This window comes from Candidatus Neomarinimicrobiota bacterium, from assembly GCA_021734025.1.
Classification (GTDB): domain Bacteria; phylum Fidelibacterota; class JAANXI01; order JAANXI01; family JAANXI01; genus JAANXI01.
Genome location: JAIPJS010000013.1, coordinates 1 through 19,386 on the forward strand (window position 1 = coordinate 1; position 19,386 = coordinate 19,386).

Annotated in this window: 9 protein-coding genes; all 9 read left to right on the forward strand. The window is 36.0% G+C overall.

The genetic code is table 11. The features are described 5' to 3' along the window. On the forward strand, window positions 1–2,123 hold a 2,123-nt coding region (locus K9N57_13010), incomplete at its 5' end, for a T9SS type A sorting domain-containing protein (GenBank protein ID MCF7805104.1). A gap of 345 nt (window positions 2,124–2,468) precedes the next feature. Then, window positions 2,469–4,043, forward strand: a complete 1,575-nt coding sequence (locus K9N57_13015) for a hypothetical protein (protein MCF7805105.1) — start codon at window positions 2,469–2,471, stop codon at window positions 4,041–4,043. 125 nt (window positions 4,044–4,168) lie between these two features. Further along, window positions 4,169–5,830 carry a hypothetical protein gene (locus K9N57_13020; protein MCF7805106.1) on the forward strand — a complete coding sequence of 554 codons (1,662 nt, stop codon included), beginning with the start codon at window positions 4,169–4,171 and terminating at the stop codon, window positions 5,828–5,830. A 251-nt stretch (window positions 5,831–6,081) separates the two neighbouring features. Next, window positions 6,082–6,558 carry a hypothetical protein gene (locus tag K9N57_13025; protein ID MCF7805107.1) on the forward strand — a complete coding sequence of 159 codons (477 nt, stop codon included), beginning with the start codon at window positions 6,082–6,084 and terminating at the stop codon, window positions 6,556–6,558. Window positions 6,559–6,955: 397 nt separating this feature from the next. Further along, a complete protein-coding gene (locus K9N57_13030) occupies window positions 6,956–7,501 on the forward strand; it encodes a hypothetical protein (protein MCF7805108.1) in 546 nt (181 codons plus the stop codon). A 9-nt stretch (window positions 7,502–7,510) separates the two neighbouring features. Next, entirely contained in the window at window positions 7,511–8,656 is a 1,146-nt protein-coding gene (locus K9N57_13035; GenBank protein ID MCF7805109.1) for a hypothetical protein, read from the forward strand. 469 nt (window positions 8,657–9,125) lie between these two features. Next, window positions 9,126–12,344 carry a toll/interleukin-1 receptor domain-containing protein gene (locus K9N57_13040; GenBank protein ID MCF7805110.1) on the forward strand — a complete coding sequence of 1,073 codons (3,219 nt, stop codon included), beginning with the start codon at window positions 9,126–9,128 and terminating at the stop codon, window positions 12,342–12,344. Between the two features lie 6 nt (window positions 12,345–12,350). Further along, window positions 12,351–13,925 carry a hypothetical protein gene (locus K9N57_13045; protein MCF7805111.1) on the forward strand — a complete coding sequence of 525 codons (1,575 nt, stop codon included), beginning with the start codon at window positions 12,351–12,353 and terminating at the stop codon, window positions 13,923–13,925. Between the two features lie 286 nt (window positions 13,926–14,211). Further along, complete coding sequence (locus K9N57_13050) at window positions 14,212–19,365, forward strand: DEAD/DEAH box helicase (protein MCF7805112.1); 5,154 nt, start codon at window positions 14,212–14,214, stop codon at window positions 19,363–19,365. Window positions 19,366–19,386: the final 21 nt, after the last annotated feature.

Sequence of the window (19,386 nt, forward strand, 5' to 3'; positions counted from 1 at the left end):
GATTTTTAGATGGATATAAATCGACACTGCCAATGTTCATACAGACGACAGCTTATGGCGAAGAATCCTATTATATTGAGAGTGGGTATCCTTTTGGGTGGACAATCGCAGCCCGGAATAACGCGGATGATAATTATAAAACTGCCCTAATCCGGGAACATTCGAGTGGTGGCCGGGGAGTGATCTGGACATATGATCCCGTGAATTACTCCGGTGCAGCGCAAAATCTTTTTACAATTTTATTAGATCATTTTTCCAGTTTACCAATTAATGAGATTACAGTTGAAGAAGGAAATATTGCATTTATAGCACAAAATGATAATAACATATACAGTGATCGTGAATCTGCACTTAAAGATAAATTACAATCTTTAGGGCATGAAACAACCTATATCCCATTTGGTAAATTATCCAAAACTGATCTTAGTTCAGCGCAATTCATAATTACAACAGAATTCCCGACTATTAATCAGACCCAAATCGATTCTTTTATGAGTGATGGGAAACACCTGATCCTTTTATATAATTCAGCGAGTGTTCTTGGCGGACAGTGGGAATCTAATCGCTATGGTGGTTCAGGTGATTTATACATTGAACAAAATGATGCATTTTTGGCAGATTATTCCGATGGATCTGAATTTGAGATTCAAAATTCCGGATATGCCTACTATATATCTAGTGCTTATCCAAATAATTGGACTAATATTGGACGAAATACAGATGAAATTATTAACAAAACTGCATTTTATAGTATTTCTTCAGGCAGTGGGAAAGGTGTAGTATTTACATATGACTATGAGCAATTTTCAGACATTGGAAACCAAATCCTCGAAAAACAAATCTCATGGCTCCAAGTTCCTTCACCGGTACTAACTGTTACTGGTAAAATTTCAAATAAGTTTGATTCTACACAGGTAGGTTCAAATCCAACAGATGATAATTATAATTTTTCTATTGAAAATAACGGTGGGGACGAATTAAAAGGTTCTATTACACATACAGGTGATTGGGTCACTATTTCTCCGTCTACAATTTCACTAACATCAGAGGAATCTCAGGTAATTGCTGTTAAGGCAATCACAGAAGAATTAACTACCGGATCTTACACTGATACCATCATTATTTCAACTAATGGAGGGATTGCAACGGGTGTTGTTGAAGTGATTATTTATCAAACCTTCCCACCGACTATATCGAATTTTACAATCCAAGGAGTGGGTAATTTACAGCATGTACTCAATCATAATCCTACTTTTACCTGGCAGTACAATGATCCTGAGGGAAGAAATCAGGATAGTTATCAACTCCAAATTTCAACACAATCCAATTTCAATCCAGTGGATATTTGGGATTCGGGGATAATAAATAGTTTAAGTACCTCTGAACAATATACAGGTCAAGAGTTAGAGGATGGTCGAAACTATTATGCACGATTACAGGTTTCCAATTCTGATGGAATAGAGAGTGAATACAGCACAATCTCATTCCGTATGAATTCAGAGCCAACAAACCCGGCTTTACTCACTCCGCAGGATGGGCAAACAATATCGTCGAGAACACCTATCCTTACTCTCTCGAACAGCGAGGACGCACAAAATGATGAATTGGAGTATAAGTTTTACATAAGTACAAATGCACAATTTACTTTTGGTTTAGATAGCTCTAGTTTCATTTCTGAAACATCCGATTCGACGAGTTGGGATTTATCCGAACAACTTCAGGATAACACACAATATTGGTGGCGTACGAGAGCCTATGATGGATTTGAGTATAGTGAGTATTCGGTTGCAAACACCTTTACAGTTAATACAACAACAGAAATTGAAGAAGGGCACGGAATACCAACTGAATTCACATTAGCCCAGAACTACCCAAATCCATTTAATCCAACCACAAATATTCGTTATGGAATTCCTCATTCCACCTATGTAAAACTGGTAGTCTACAATTCCCAAGGCGAGCTGGTTACTTTACTAGTAAATCGGGAAAAGTATGCCGGATGGCATGAGGTGCATTGGAGTGGAGTTGATGGAGCTGGTAACCACGTAAGTAGTGGGGTGTATTTTTATTATTTATATACAGAGAACTACGTTGATATAGGTAAAATGGTTTATATGAAATAGTTTCCTCATGTACAAAAAAACAGACAAAATTGAATATATAGACCATAAGATTGGTCACTGGGATATACCGTAAAAAGTGCTCAATGTGACAACACAATGCAGAGCGTATTGAATCTTGTACTTTATACACTAGTAAATATTGGGAGTAATACACAAGTCATTTGGGAATCAGATGCGTTCTGTTTCAGAAGTTTTACCACAATAAAAATAATGTCCCAGCGTATTCTAATCATATTGACATCTTTACTTTTTTCATTTTCACCAGCACTGAGTCAAGTCTCCTGGGATTATAATAAATACACAGACCAAGACGTGACAACCGTTGCTTGTGCACCGGCGGTCTATTTGCCAGCACTAAATGAAAAATTGGATGAATTCCATCTATTGAAAATGGATTTAGTTCCTGAAATGGAAAAAGAGAAACTGGTATATCTTGATGAATTCATTAAGGCTCAAATGAAGAAGTCTGATAGATTTCATTATTTACCACTTCCACGCCATTTCTCTGATGAAATAACCCAAAAACATGCAAAAATAGAGACCGTCGAGGACGCAAAACGGCGTGTAAAACGTTCAGTTTTGCCTTATGTAAAAAGAGTATTGAATATTCAAAAGGAAATACTCGCGGCTGATCTAGTGACACAGGAGCAACAGCACTCATTTATTGCTACGAAAGCCAGGAGTTTGGGGATCACAGCTACTCAGCTTGAACATGTTTTATCTTCCTCCTATATCTGCATTCCAGTTGTGTATTTTATTGGAAAAACGCCGAACGATATAATTGCTAAAACAAATAATCTTAACGTAGAAATACGAGGATTTTTTCTATGGTATAATATTTCGTTTAACCAAGATGTATCCAAAGTTGAATTTCAGGAAGGAATATACACTCGCTTCTCCGGGCTCGGAGAATATAAGACTGATTGTAAAATGTTAAATTGGAAACTTTGGGAATGTGCTTACTTGGATGCAGTTAGTGGTATGCAAGATTTACTTAGTGCTATCTTCGAACATCTTTCAATATTTCGGCATTACGATACTCTAAATTATGTTAAATGGAACAAGGTATTTTTGGAAATTAACAAAAACTCAAAATTAAAGGTTGACGATCGGTATTTTGTAAAAGAGTACTTCACGAGACCCGACAGCGGGATGAAAGCACGAACTATTGGTTATATCCGAGTTACGGATCAGAAACGAAGATATTTTCAAACAGGAAACCAGTATGAAGCCGTCCCCGTTTTCGGTGGCCCTTTTTCAAAAGGTATGGTGCTCGAAGAAGATCAGGGAAGTGGTGAAGGTTTTGTTGCGCTCCAAATAATGCAAAGTCCTGTTTTAGTTAAAGAAGGCTACCTCGACAATGAATATGGACAAGTCTATTTTCATACACAAAATCAAATTACCTCTATTTATGGGTTTGGAGCGGGAATAAGAATGGGGCACAAATTCAATATTCCACTTTTATTTTCCTATGGTACCCTATCGTTAGGATTTCAAGACCAACGGTTAACTTTCCGTAATAATTCAATTGCGAATAAAATACACACATTTCAGCTGAGGCAGGGGATACTAAAGAAATTTTATTTCAGACAATTCGGGCTTTTTATCGGTAGTAATTACCTCTATACCAATTATTATACCAAAATCAAAGATATAGAAGATAATAAAAACCTTATGTTTTCGCTCGGAAACTCAGGGTTAGAATTTCGAGCTGGGTTTGAAATTACCAAGGGTCCTGAGTCTCAATTTGGCATTTTTTATAATAGAGCGCTCTCTTTTGAGTCAAGAGATTGGTATGTGCATATCGGGAAAAGACGGTTCTTCGATGATGAGGACGACACAGTTGAATATACTTCCAATTCCCCTCCGGTTTTAAATGTTCAGGGGCAGACATTGGGAGTTTCTTTTACGTTTCGTTAGGTGGTAAGAAAACACACCTTTGTTCACTATACAAGGGACACATGTTGTTTTACTACTTGTTAATAAGGGTTAATTAAATGAGGATGCTAAAGTATATACTACTCTTATCGTATTTACTTATCACCGTGTTTTATAAAAATGGATTTGCAGAAGTACAATCATCTGAGTCAAGGTTACAATCAAAATTGGTGGCTTGTACGCCTTCCGTATATGTACCAGACGTAGAATATTATAATGAGCATCTCATTTTATCAGCGAAGAATATAATTAAAAGAATTGGACAAGAAAAACTGAACTACATTGATCGGTCGGTCGATCAAAAAATAAGCAAAATTCCCCGATTCACTTATACTCAACTTCCAAAGGAAATTACTCATCAATTCGAGGAATACACGAGGGAGGAAAAGCACCTTAGCGCGGAAAAAATAAAACAGGTTGTCGAGCAGACAATTATTCCGACGATACGTTCAATTTTAGAGATAAAGAAAGAGATACTTGCACGGGAGTTGGTTACTGAGACTCAAAAACAACAGTTCATTGCCACCAAAGCACACAATTACGCTATAACCGCTTCACAACTCGAACAAGTTATGGAAGTGTCTTATCTTTGCATCCCATATATAAACTACATTGGACATTCACCGGGATCAAATTCTGTTGTATCGTCCACTATTAGAGGCGTATTTGTATTTTTCGAAATTATTGAAGTCGATGGAAACTTTACAATCCGACAAATTGATGAAACGGCGAAGTTAGTTCAGGGATATGGTCTTTATTCAGCAAGTGAATGTGAAATGTTCAACCAAAGACTATGGGAATGTGCATTTGCGGAAGCAGCTGAAGAGTTTACCGATAATTTAGAATCCATTGTACAATTTGCTCCGCAGTTACAACACCGCACTCAAGTTCGAAATGTTCAAGGAAATCATATTTGGTTTGGCCTAGGAACCCAAGAAAAGATTGCCGTTGATGATGGTTTTTTTGTTCATGAATATCAAATGACAGATAGTGGACGAGTGAAAAAAAATGTTGGATATATCAGAACAATTTCTGTTTCAGACAATACATCGAAGCAGTATAGTACATCAGAAGCAGTTACGGTATTTGGCGGGCCTTTTGCCAAAGGCATGCTTCTTCGCGAAAGGCCTCAACACCATTACTTTGTCTCAGTGGGATATACTGAAAACATATTGAGTCTCAAAGAATTTCGATTTTCGACAGAATTTGGGGAAATTATTCTTCCTGAAACTCATCTTTCAGATGGAGCATGGAATATCGATTTCGGTAAGAACATTGGTCGATCCAAAAATATTTCTCAATTTTTTTCAAATTTTGGATTTTCAGTCAGTCGAATTCCGCAATTCCCACGACTGATGGTAAATTCTACGCAATTTTATGAAGGCAGAGCCTTTTTATTTTCGAGTTACGGAGGGATCGTAAAAAAGTACTTTTGGCGCCGAATTGGCTTTGTTTTAAATGGTGATGTTCGATATACATTTTTTCATAACCGTTTTAATATGGGGGAGGATGATAATTTGCTCATGATTTCCAACAGTAATTGGGGAGCTACCGTTAATACCGGTTTTGAGATTATTACAACCCCGAAAACTCATTTTGTATTGAATGTAGGTTATCATGCGTCCGTATCCTCAAAACGGTGGGTAGTTGAATACGGTGAAGGGATTTTTGACGATGAAAGCGAAGAAATAGATTTCGATCCGACGACTAATTCTGTTTTCAATTATACTGGGCCTTTTGCATCAATCCAATATTTGTTTGATCTATAAACTCTAATGTAAGTCTGCGTAATCTCGCGTTGCGAATACCCGTTGCCATCCAGGTTCGCGATCATGTATCTTTCCTTCCAAGTCACGTGACGACAGGTGGACATAAGCACTCCTTTTTTTAGGTGAAAAAATTGAGTCCCAACCTACGTCACATGACTCACTTTTTCTACAGTTCGGAGTGTTGCACTTCAGCATTGAATCCAAGGTGGTTTAAAGAAGTTAACTTAAAGGTTTAACTAAAGGAGGATATCATGGAATGTGATATTTGTGGAAATTCAATTGCTATTTGGGCGACTCCGTATAGAGTTGGTGAGAGAACGGTATGTAAGAATTGTTTATCAAAAGCACAGGAAGAATTGAAGCAAAAGAAGGCCAATAAACCTCCTGAGGAAAAACACTCACCAGAGAATGTAACCGCCTCTAATTCAACGCCAACAAACACTCCCAATTTCAATGAACCGAAATTCAAAACATTACAAAGTTTTGGAAGTGTATATTCTGGAATTGGTTGGTTTATTGTTGTTGTAGGGATTGTTGGAATATTAGTTGGACTCGGGCAGGAGCAACGGTCCGATATAATCATAATAGTTGGCAGTGTCATTCTTGCTTTGAGTGGGCTCGGATTTATTATTACTGGACAATTAGTTAATTGTTTTGTCTCGATTGAAAACAATACACGGGGAATGTATCAGTTGTTAGCGGATCAATTTCCATCGATCGTGGAATAAGAAACGCTAGGCTCTATTCTTAACTATTTGGGCCTAACCTCCTCCGTTGCACCGGACAGCATGAGCCATGTGCTTTTGTGTTAGCTTTCCCTCACATTTATGTTAGGTGTATTTTCAAGGACGGATCAAGCAAACTCAATTTTTAGTGCATGTTGGATAGTCCGGTCACTATTCCAGATCGAAGCCAAATGCCGAATCCACGTCACAGGCTGTTTGTAAAATGGAGCCGTTAGGGGGCTTAATTGGCGATTTGCCAAGGATTATTCACGTTCTCTGTGTTATATTTATTCTAACAAGAAGAACACATCAATGAAGCAAGGTTGCATTGGAACTATGCCAACGTTTACGGCTGTTCTTTAACAACAGTATTAACATCAATAGACAGGAATAAAAGAATATGAATAAAAAAGATCTTATCGAGAAGAAAAATGAACTAATGAACCCTTACTGGACAGAAAATTTACATCATGCTTTAAAGGAACTTCAACTAGAAGACGCAAAGAAAATTGTTGAATCAATGACCGATGACGAAATATATAGCAAAGTAAATAACCGTAGATTTCAAGAAGACTACATTGCAGACTATATTGAGTTTCTATGGGACATAAGTGAAAGTAGTTTCTGGAAGCATGTAAAAACAACTTTAGATGTGGACCAACATTTATTGTGGAGTGACAATATGTTTCATTTTAAAATGCTCTGTTCTGAAAGAATACCAAATGATGTGTTAATTGCTGTTATAAAATATGCGGTTGAATGTCCTGGAAATCAAAAACAGAATTTAGAAACTATTGGATGTGTAATTAAGGCACAGGCAAAAGACTTTGGTAGACTGGACGAAATCAAAAAAAATATTTTGCTTCTTGAAAAAGACAAGCAAGTTTTAGCAGAAACTCGAATAAAAGAGATGATAGAATGTGAATGCAATTACAAATTTGACTAAAGACTTAAAATGCACTACAATCAATTTACAATAGACTACATTAAATCAGTCAAATCCAATCTGAGAATTGAGTTTGACAATAACGGTAATGCTCAATATTTCCCTGGTGACATTACATCATATGAAATTTTAAATCTTAAAAATGACCTCCGGAAGATTTGGCATAATTCGACAAGTGCGATTACTTTACTTGAAACTAAGCATGATGCAAAAATACAATCAGGTCTATTTGGACTTATAAACGAATTAGACACTGCTTTAAAAGTTGGCTTCTTATTGGGAGACAGAGTAGTTCTAACAGATTATTTATTTGAACGGCTTCTTCTCAAGAAAGAGCCAAGCAAAATAAATCTTGAGCATTTGGGAGTAATTGCAAGTTCATTGGTTAACGCACTTCCATTAGCCAAAATGGGCAGAATTGTAATAATTCCAAATCCTTTTGATTGGAATCCTGAATCAAAAAAAATTATAAGTGAAGTGGCTAGTAAGACAGATATATCTATTGACTTGATGAGTTTGCTAAACATGTTATCAATAACAAAAAAATGCCAACTACATCCATACACTATTGCCGAATCTCAAACAGCTTATTCATCAATAATAAACTCCCAAATTGAAAATGTTGATGCTATTGGCAATGATGGTGGTGCTTACGCTTATGCTGGGGTTTTAGGAGCTTTACTTTCAGAAAAATTACTGAATGAGACAGAACTAAAAGTTTCGTTAGATATTCCTTTGAGTAAGTATTTTGAAATTGTATCAGCCAACGAAGATTTCTATTCAAAGTATTTATCTCATATCACTTCTGGCGGCTCGCTAAATGCTCAAAACAACATTGAAAATTTACGAAACAGTTTGCTGAAGGAAATTGAAGAGAAAAATAAAATCAAAATTCCGTCAATTGCTAAAGCTGCAACAGTAATTACTGGTATAGGCAGTGGAACAATTGCGTTAGCATGTGCTATGACGGTTGTTGCTGCTCCACTGCAAATTTTTGGAGCAGCTTTAGCCCTCTCTGCAACTTTAACAGGAATAGTAAATAGCGAAGACAAAGAGGAGCAACCAATAATTAGTTTATTCCACAAACTTTATGATGCTGGACGAGAAACGACACAACGTCGAACGGAATTAAGAATAGCCGATAAGGCGCACTAAAGTAAATAGCGGGGAAAATAGCATTCGCTTACAATCTATGGATACAGTTATGTGGCAAAATAGTCACGAAATGAAAAGGTATTCAATAATGAATTATAGAATGGGTAATACTCATGTTTCCAATTTACCTTATTTATTTTATCCAGTTGTTAGATTTTGAGAAATAATTTGTTCTTGCCTATTGGGAATCATGAAAGTAAACTAATCTTACCAAGCGCCCGATAACACTTGTCTCTTTTGGGTTGTTAATACATCTTCCTGTTACCTGTGATTGCAGAATTTTTTAGTTTAGTTTTAGATATATAGTTTGATACTGAAATAATCATCGCAATAGCGTTAACAAACATAACTAATTAATATAATCGTTATTCATTTAAATAATGAATAGGTCATATGTGCAGATGATTAGTATTTGATTAAGTAAAGTAATAAATACAAAGTGGAGGTAATCCAATAAGGGGTTATTGTTATGGAAGGTAAACCAGTTGATATAGCCATATCGTTTGCTTCTGCAGATAAAGATGTTGCAGAAAAGATACATTCTGAATTGGAGAATTTAGGCATTAACTGTTTTCGGTATAATACTACCCGAGAACTATCGCAAGATATTGGATATGATTTAGAAGAGTATCTATCAAACATATTTTTTCGGGAAGCTAGCTATTGTTTGATGATTATAAGCAAGGATTACTCACAAAGTTTCTGGACAGGATTGGAAATTGATTTATCGGTTCTCCGTGAATTTATGGATGACAATCAAGGATATATTATTCCTCTATTGATTGATGATACTATAATTGAGGGTATAACTGACAGGATAAAATGCCTCAATTTTTCAGAATACAATAATAATTTTAAAAGTATTGCTGAGGCAATCATTGCTAATTCTATCCATAATCAACAGTCGGATGAACGTAAATCTCCTCCAGAGATAAATCCTCAACTGTACAAAACAATAATTGAGAAAATGAGTAAGGATGATTTTGAATGGTTGTGTATAAATCACCTTTTCGAAAACCAATATGGACTTGCTCCCAACTTCCGTGAAAGTGGAATTGCTGGTAAGGGACCTAATGATGAAAAATATTTCGCAGAATTTACAGTAAAAAAAAGAGGATTAAAGGTTGAATTTAAAAACAGTTTAATTAATAGAATAAGAGCACAGCAAGCGTTAGGTGATACTACCAAAAAGAGACTTTTCAATGAAATACTATTTTATTCGCCCAAACCAATATTTAAAAATAAAGAAGAAAAAAATGCTTATGTGAAAGAGCAATTAATGCCAAAGATAATAGAAATCAATCAAGATTATGAAAGTTCTACTCCAATAATCCATACCTTTTCCCACGAAGAAATTATAAAGGAGATTAGTGCAGAAAAATTATCATCGACCAAATATTTTTTAGATAGCAAAATGAATGAAGAGATTGTCAAAATAAATGGTTTTAATGAAATAGAATATTTTGACAGTGAGAATGATTATGTGACTCTAACAGAGGAAGAGTTCTATAGGAAGCTCCATGATTATCATGAGTTACTTCCCCAAGAAACACGTTACCCGCTATTAAAGGAGATATTGGAAAATATTTGGAGCTCTGTTTACGATGATCATAGTTTTGCTCTTAAATTACTTTTAGAAATAAATGATGAAGAAATTAATTCGGTTACTATTAAAAGATTGTTGCTCCCAATATGTAAAATGTCAATCCGTAATCCTCTGAACACTGAAGATTTAATCAATTATTTTGAATTAATAAGAGATGAAAAGATATCAGGAAAGTTAAAACATAAGTTTGGATTAAGCCGCGTTTTAAAGCAGTTAATTTATACACGCGATCCAGTACTGAATTCGGTTAAAATAACAGAAAAACTTAATCAAATAGTAATTCTTAATGTTCAATATTTTATAAAACTTTTTGAAGACCTCTTCCTTAGATATAGCGTTGGATTCATAGATATTCCGGATAACTTTATCAACCTTTTAAAGGAAGTTGACGTATTATACAATGAACGTTTTGCTGGTTCGGTTCTCAGTAATTTAAAAAACTATATATTTAATCCTATCAAATGTAGTGAATCTATAAAACAAGATGAATTTGTTGACTATCTACAAAAAACTATAAAAAGATGTGAAGATGTTATTGACTTGCGTTGGTGTATTTCATGTCTATTAAGAATTCTACCATTATACGAAAGAGACGAAGAGGAAGTAGAATATGCCGATATAGTAGAATCCTTATTGGAAAATGTAAATCATGATTTATTCGTGAAATCAAAATACGCACAGGAAGTCTTCTTAACCAGTCTACTTAGATCATATTATAGAATAAAAAAATTGTCATATCTAAAAAAATACGAAAAAAAATTCCTCTTATATAATGAGAACTTATTACCTGAGCAAAAGCATTATTTACAATTAGAATATGCCGCAAGTTTGTATGATTGCTTTAATTTTATGAAAAGTAGTCAGTTAAGAGATTTACGATTCAGTCAACTCATAGAGTTGGGTGAAGATCCATCAAAGCAAAAGTTATTGTCAAATAAGTTGATCGACAAAAAAGAATTAGTTGATATCGACTCCTTGGATAGCAGTAAGGTTTTTGTTTGGTTATTATTGTATATTAGTAAAGTATTTGGTAAACAAGCATCATCAAATATTAAATCAAATCATTTAAACGTTTTAAAGTATAGCATTTCAACAAATACTCCTAGTGTAAGAACACAATTACCAAACTACATAGGTGTTTCTTTTAAAAAACATAAAGAGCTCGAAGCTGATTTGTCTAATAGCTACTTCGCGAAGTCAACCAGAGTCTTTAAGTATATAAATAAAAACGATTATTGGAATACTATCCATAGATATATTAATAAAGCAATCGAAGGTAATGATTACGACATAATTAGAAATGCTAAATCTATTGGAAATGCAATTTACGGATTGTTCTATTATTCTGATATCGATAAGAACTATTTAAATGAATTAATAAGTAAATATAAGGAAAAATCAATTATTGAAGATAAAAAACCAAAACTTCATTGGGCCTACTATGCAGGGATTTTGTATCAAAATGCCTCGACTAATACGGAATATAAATTTCTCGATAAATTGTGGTATTATGAAAATTTGATCGCGAGGCAAACTTATGCCTTAGTGTTGATTAGGGATAAGGAGTATGCCCCCACTTTTCCTGAAAAAGTTCACACGGAAATTAAAAATTGGAAAAAATATAGTATTTTTGCTAAGGTTTTAAATGAGGAATTAATAAATCCAGAAATATGGAATATAATGGCTACAACAGTTTTTAATCATAGAGATGAAGGAAGTCCAATAATGCTAAGAAAATCTGCCTATTTCTATTCACTTGCGAAATGTTTTACAAGAAGCATGAAGGTTCATAGCCAGAAATACTGTTATAATTTTATTAATTGTCAATCGATGGTCTACAAATATTCTAATGAACGACCTTCGGACTTTTTTATAAAGGATGTTGCAGCATATTTGGAAAAACCAACATCAAAATATTTTTCTCACATAAAAGCCTGTACTGAAGAGTATTTTAAACTTTTATCAACATATTGGAATAACTTTGAAAAGGAAACGAAATTAAGTGTACGGGAAAAACTTTCTCATGGTTGGATAAAAGAATATTTGCCGAGAAATCTGCAAACAAAGATAAGTACAAGCTAATTATTTATGACAACTGAATACAAAAAGATACCGATTCAAATAAATATTGGTATCACCGGGCATAGAAACCTTGATGATATAGGTTGGATAAATTCACATTTGGAATATTTTTGTAAAGACCTAATACAACAACTTCAGGGAGAAGATAGTTTTAAGGATATTTTAACAGTGTATTCCGCACTTGCAGATGGTGCAGACCAAATTGTCGCCGAAAATCTGATAAAAAACCTGGACGCAAATTTAAACGCTATCCTACCAATGGATAAAACTGAATACAAAAAGGAATTCCAATCAAAAAAGGCTCAACTGAATTTTGAAAAATTAATCAAAATTTCAAGTCGAATTATTGTGGAAGGAGATAGTACCGAAAGGGAAGAAGCATTTTTAAAATCGGGAAAATTTATTGTAAATAATTGTGATATACTAATTGCTTTGTGGGATGGAAAACCTGCTAATGGTAAGGGAGGAACTGCAGAAATTGTAAGTTATGCGAATGAGGTTGATAAGCCAATATTCTGGGTAAACACCCAAGATTATTCTGCTAAGTACCTTAATTCTAGCCGGCAATTCTTTGAGGTATTAAAAAAAGTAAATGAATTCAATTCTGAACGCATACACAAAAAAAAATTGAAAAAAGAAGTTGAAAATTATAAGAAGTTTGTAACAAAAAAATTAAATGAACTTGGTCCTACTCAGGATGGATGGAATGAATATTTAAGAGATATATCGCCGATATTAGTCAAATCTAATATGCTCTCAACAAAGTACCATAATTTATACTATGCTGCTGGTACTTCTATATATTTATTGTCAACTTTTGCGATCTTAATTGCATCTCTACAGATTATATTTTTCCCTGCATTTGTTGAGATAATCAGTATCGAGGTAATATCAATAATATTATTAATCGTAGTTTACTGGCTAAGCAGGAAATTTAATTGGCATCATAAATGGCTATCTTATAGATCATTAACGGAAAATTTGCGAATATTTCTTTTTTTAAAACTGATTGGTAAAAACGTACCAACCATTATAACTAGATCTGATTTTATCTTAGTTAATGATAGAGTTAACCATAATTTTATAAAATATTTAGATTCTATTATAAATAAGTCGAAGGTGTCTTTGCCGCTTAATAAAACAAAAAATATTCTATCAAATTTAATAATTAGCGAACAAATAAATTATCATAGAAAAAAAATGAGTAGTGCAAGGTTGAAGGAAAAATTATTTTCTCGTATAGGTGTAACACTTTTTATTCTTACCTTGTTTTCAGCATTAATGCACCTTATTCACCTACATGGAGAATTTATTAATAAATTGTTTGCTGCGTTTACTATTGGATTCCCTACAATTGGAGCTGCTTTAACAGCAATTAAAAACCAAAGAGAATATAAAAGAGATTTACAGCGTTCCGAGAAGATGATCGAAAAGTTAGCACAAAGCAGCGAACAATTAAAAGATGTAAATACCTTATCCGAATTGGATAATTACTTGTTTAATTTACAAGAAATTTTACTGTCCGAACAGAGAAATTGGAGGTTTATCTATAAATATCATGAGTTAGAAACAGCTGCATAGAAAAATTTAAAGTAATAGATATGAGAAGATTATTTAGAGTAAAATGTATTCTTGTTATGAACCACATTTTTTAGTATAAAATCATTTCTTGTCTTCTCATAAAAAGATTTTATTATCTTTTATATCAAGCCCCCAAATTTAATGTTGGCGGGCTTTTTTTAATAATATGCATTATCATAATAATCAAACTTATTCCTTTACAATTGGAATAAATTGCCTTAAATAAATCTCTATCTTTTTAGGTTTTGTTGGCCCGTTAGTAAATCCAAAATTGGATACGTCTTTCATGAATATATTTGATATTCATAGCCAGATTATTGGTGAGTACAAGGACTTTGTAAAAGGTTTTATAAATATTAAGGATGAGAAGATACAGGCGAAGGTTGACGAAGAGCTTGAAGGCGGCAAATTATGGCCAGATCCTCTCATTCAATTCAATCCCTCCTACAAAACAGGTGCAACAGTAAAATCTCTCTGTGATGAGGGAATGCTTCATCCTGAGTTAAACAATATTTTTACCGGCTATGAACTCTATAAACATCAGGTTCAGGCTTTAAAACTTGGTACTGCAGATAAGGGATTCATTGTAACTTCAGGTACTGGCTCAGGAAAGTCTCTAACCTATCTGGGGACAATATTTAATTATATCCTATCTAATCCATCTCAAACAGGGATAAAGGCGATAATCGTCTATCCCATGAATGCGCTAATTAATTCGCAATTTGAGGAAATAAAAAAGTATAAAAAAAATTATGAGGAGAGGACAAATAAGTCATTCCCGATAACATTTGGACGTTATACAGGGCAGGAAGGGCAGGAAGAGCGAACCCGTATTAAAGAAGACCAGCCTCACATCCTACTCACTAATTATATGATGATGGAACTAATTCTGACTCGTAATAGCGAGAGAGTTCTCCGGAAGCGATTTCAAGACACAATCAAGTATTTGGTGTTTGATGAATTGCATACGTACCGGGGGCGCCAAGGTTCTGATGTGGCTATGCAAATCCGAAGAATACAGAATCATGCAAAAAACAAACTGATCTGTATTGGAACCTCAGCGACTATGGCGTCCGGTGAGACATCGCTGGAGGAGCGAAGGATTTCAATTGCTGAAGTAGGCAGCAAAATTTTTGGTGCGGATTATACCAAGGAAGATATAATCGATGAAGAATTTGAACTATCCTTTAATCCGTTACCGCAAAACAACCCAGAGAAAGTTTCCAGATTAAAAGAAGCGCTGGAGAAAGACATAGATGCCTCTGCTGGAGAATCAAAATTAAAGATGCACCCACTTGGCTCCTGGCTGGAAAGTGATATCGGTTTAGTCGAACGCGAAAACAAGTTAGTACGTCGTGAACCCAGAACCTTACCCGAAATTGTTGGGGAACTCGCTGCACTGACCTCAACTAGTGAAAAGAGAGTGCAAAACCAACTTAAGGTCTTATTAGAGTGGGCCGAACGAATTAATGTTGAAAATAAAGAGAAGGGTGAGCGACAAACGTGGCTCCCATACAAACTGCACCAATTTCTTCTACAAACCGGCTCCGTTCATGTGACGATGAAGCCCCCGAAAGAACGTGATTCAGAGGAAGATATTCAACTTGATGCAGGATATTATCTTCAGAAGGACGAGGGGGAAACAATTCCTTTATTCCCCATCGTATTTAGTCGAATCTCTGGACATGAATTCCTATGTGTTCAGATGGCTGATAGTAAAACTCGGTTATTGCCAAGAATGTTTGATGAGCATACTACGGAGGAAGATGAAGAACAGGATCGATTGAGTGGTTACATATTATTTGACCATGAAAACAGTGTTTGGGGAAATGAATACCTCTCAGAATTACCAGCCTCTTGGTTCAAAAAGAGCGGAGAGTTGAAAAAGTCGCATGAGAACAAGGTCCCCAAGCCCATATGGGTTGATGAGCAAGGGAATTTTTCTTTCGATAACACGGATGGATATCAAAGGGCGTGGTTTATACAATCACCCTTACCATTTGATCCTACTTCCGGGATATTTTTTAGTGGTAACACAAATGAATATACCAAACTCACTAAATTAGGTAGTGAAGCCAGAAGTACGGCAACCTCTGTCATTTCACAAGCCACGATTAATAAGCTTAGGGAAACGGGAACTGAACTTTCCGCGAGTAAAGTCCTGAGCTTTACAGATGTCAGGCAGGACGCTTCCTTACAATCTGGGCATTTCAATGATTTTACCAAAACAATAAAATTGCGTTCGTCGATTTTTCAATCACTGAAGGACGCAGACGAAGGGTTTTTAGACCATACAACTATTGCGCAAAAAGTGTTTGATGTGCTCAAATTGCACGAATCCGAGTTTGCCAAAGACCCCATTTCAGAAGAGGGATTTTCTCCGGTAGTCAATAAAAACGAAGAAGCACTGAAGAAAAAATTATTTTACGATATACTCTATGATCTCAAGCTAGGTTGGCGGGTTACTATGCCCAACCTTGAACAATGCGGTTTACTTGATATCGAATACCCCCACCTCATGGATTATTGTGAGGATGAATCCGGATGGCAATCGATACCTGGTTTTAAAGAACTTGATCCTGAGAAAAGATATGAACTTGTATTTCGGATACTTGAGTACTTCAGGAAACAATATGCTATCGACCATGAGTCTCTAAGTAATAACTCCATTGAACGGAATGAGAAAGAAATCCGTGAACGATTAAAAAGTAACTGGGGGTTCGATCAGGATGAACGAATCCATCGCCCTAATTGGATGCGGTTTTCTCCGTTAACTCGAAAACCAGGTGGTCTGTCACTCACTAGTATAGGTTTGAGAAGTAAATTGGGACAATACTTAAAGGCAGACCAAGATCTTCAACCCTATGTCGACAGTAAAGATAACTATGAACAGACAATTTCATCCTTATTAGATGCCTTCCGGGGAATTTATTTCGTTTGTCAGGAAATCCCCGATAGAGGTACGGGAGAGAAAGTCCCGATCTACCGGCTCAAGATAGATTCAATGGTATGGAAAGCAGGAGATGGCTCATCCGCTTCGGCTGACCCGGTAAATTATCGCTCGTATAAATCTTTTGAAAATAACCTCAATACATATTTTCGAGATCTCTATTCTGATACTACAAATAACGATTCCCATTTAAAAAGCGCAGAACACACCGGGCAAATATCAAATGAGGACAGAATTGACCGGGAAGAAAAATTCCGTAGCGGTGAGTTAAATGCACTATTTTGTTCCCCGACAATGGAGTTAGGGATCGATATTGCTGACTTGAATGTTGTCCACATGCGTAATGTGCCCCCAAATCCGGCAAATTATGCACAGAGGAGTGGGCGGGCTGGACGAAGCGGACAAGCGGCATTGGTGTTCACGTATTGTGCAAACTATTCACCACACGACCGGCACTACTTCAAGAAATCAAAAAATATGGTAGCAGGTGAGGTATTGCCACCCCGTTTGGATTTATCCAATGAAGAGTTATTGACTGCTCATTTGAATGCAATGTACTTATCAAAAGTTGGGATTAATGACCTGGAAGACTCTGTAGCAAATGTTCTGGATTTTACAAATGAACAGGAATTGTTGTTGAAGCCAGAAGTGAGAGAAAAGTTTAAACTGAATGCAGAACAACGGGACGAAATTAAGAGAGCATTTCGCGGTGTGATAGATGATATAGTCCCTGACATGGATTGGTATTCTGAGGATTGGCTTGAGGAAACAGTCAACCATGTGCCTCAGGCATTCGATGATTCTTTGGACAGGTGGCGCACTTTATACCATGATGCACGTCAGCAACGGATCCGTGCACAAAGAGTATTAGATGACCCCACCTATAAATCAAACAGTAGAGAAAAGAAACAGGCTAGTATTGAAGAGCGGCAAGCCCGGTGGCAAATTCACTTATTAAAAAATGAAAATACGAAATTTACGCTCTCAGAATTTTATCCGTTTCGGTATCTGGCATCTGAGGGATTCTTGCCAGGCTATAATTTTACTCGCTTGCCTATTAGAGCGTTTATGCCATCAGATCATGTAAGCAGAGAGGGAGATTATCTCTCCAGGCCACGTCGGATAGCATTACGAGAGTTTGGCCCAAGGAATGTGGTGTATCACAACGGTTCAAAGTATACGGTTACCCGGATGAACGTGAGCGATCTGTCAAACAAACTCACCAAAGCCAAAATTTCGAAGAAGAGTGGATATATCTTAGATGAATCTTCCTTTAATAAAGAAGTGTGCCCCTTTACCGGGACTCGGTTGGACAATGATGACAATCGTGAAATAATAATGGACCTTGTAGAAATGGGAGAGGTTCGAACCATCAGTCGACAGCGGATTTCCTGTGATGAAGAGGAAAGAGCATCCAGAGGATATGAAATTGATACGTACTTCAAAGTGGATGGAAGTCTTGATCGGGTGACGAACATAAGTCTGCGAGGTTCAGCAGACGAATTGATGAAGATGCGATATATTCCCGCCGCCAAATTGTACTTCGTTAATCGTAAATGGCGGATATCTTCGAATAAAGGGTTCTTAATCGATTTAACCACCGGAGAATGGAGCCGGAGTCAGGATCTTGACAGGGCAGCAGAAAAAGAAGATGACGTTTCAGAGCATAAACTTGTGCAGCTCTACGTGACCGATACTGCCGATGCATTATACTTGCATCCGACGAGAGCACTGGGAATCAATAGAGATGGAGTTATTACCCTCCAGTATGCATTAAAGAATGCGATTGTAAAACAATTTCAGGTTGAACCGAACGAAATTCGCGTTGAGTTAATGGGGAGTGATACCGAATCCCCGAACATTTTACTCTACGAAGCCGCTGAAGGTAGTTTAGGAGTATTAAAACAGTTGGCAGAAGAGCCCGAAAAATTTGCAGAGGTAATTAATTTAGCGAATGCAATATGCTATTTTGACTTACCGGAGGAAGAGGAAAAGAAAATAGACCCCGCGACTTATGATGATCTTCTGAGCTATTATAACCAATGGTATCATCAGAATATCGACAGAAGATTGATTAAATCGGCCCTTCAGATATTAATGGAAGCGGAAGCAGTTCCGCTACAAAAAGGTTCAAATCGTAGTTATGAAGAACAATATCAGTATCTGCTGGAACGCATTGATCCTAATTCAGAATTAGAAGAAAAATTCCTGAATTACTTATATGAAAATGGTATCCGGTTGCCGGATGAAGCACAGTTTACACAGGGTGATTATTACGTGCTTCCTGATTTCTTCTATGAACCGAATATCTGTATTTTCATCGATGGCAGTGTACACGATAAGCCCGGTGTAAAAGAAGATGATGAGATTAAGCGTCGGGTTCTCCGAAAAGGTGGATATCAGGTTTTGTCATATCATTATACGGGGGCATTTGATTCGTTTGTGAAAGACCGACCGGATATTTTTAAAAAAGTCAAAGTGAATAAATAATCCAGCCAAGGTAGATAGTTA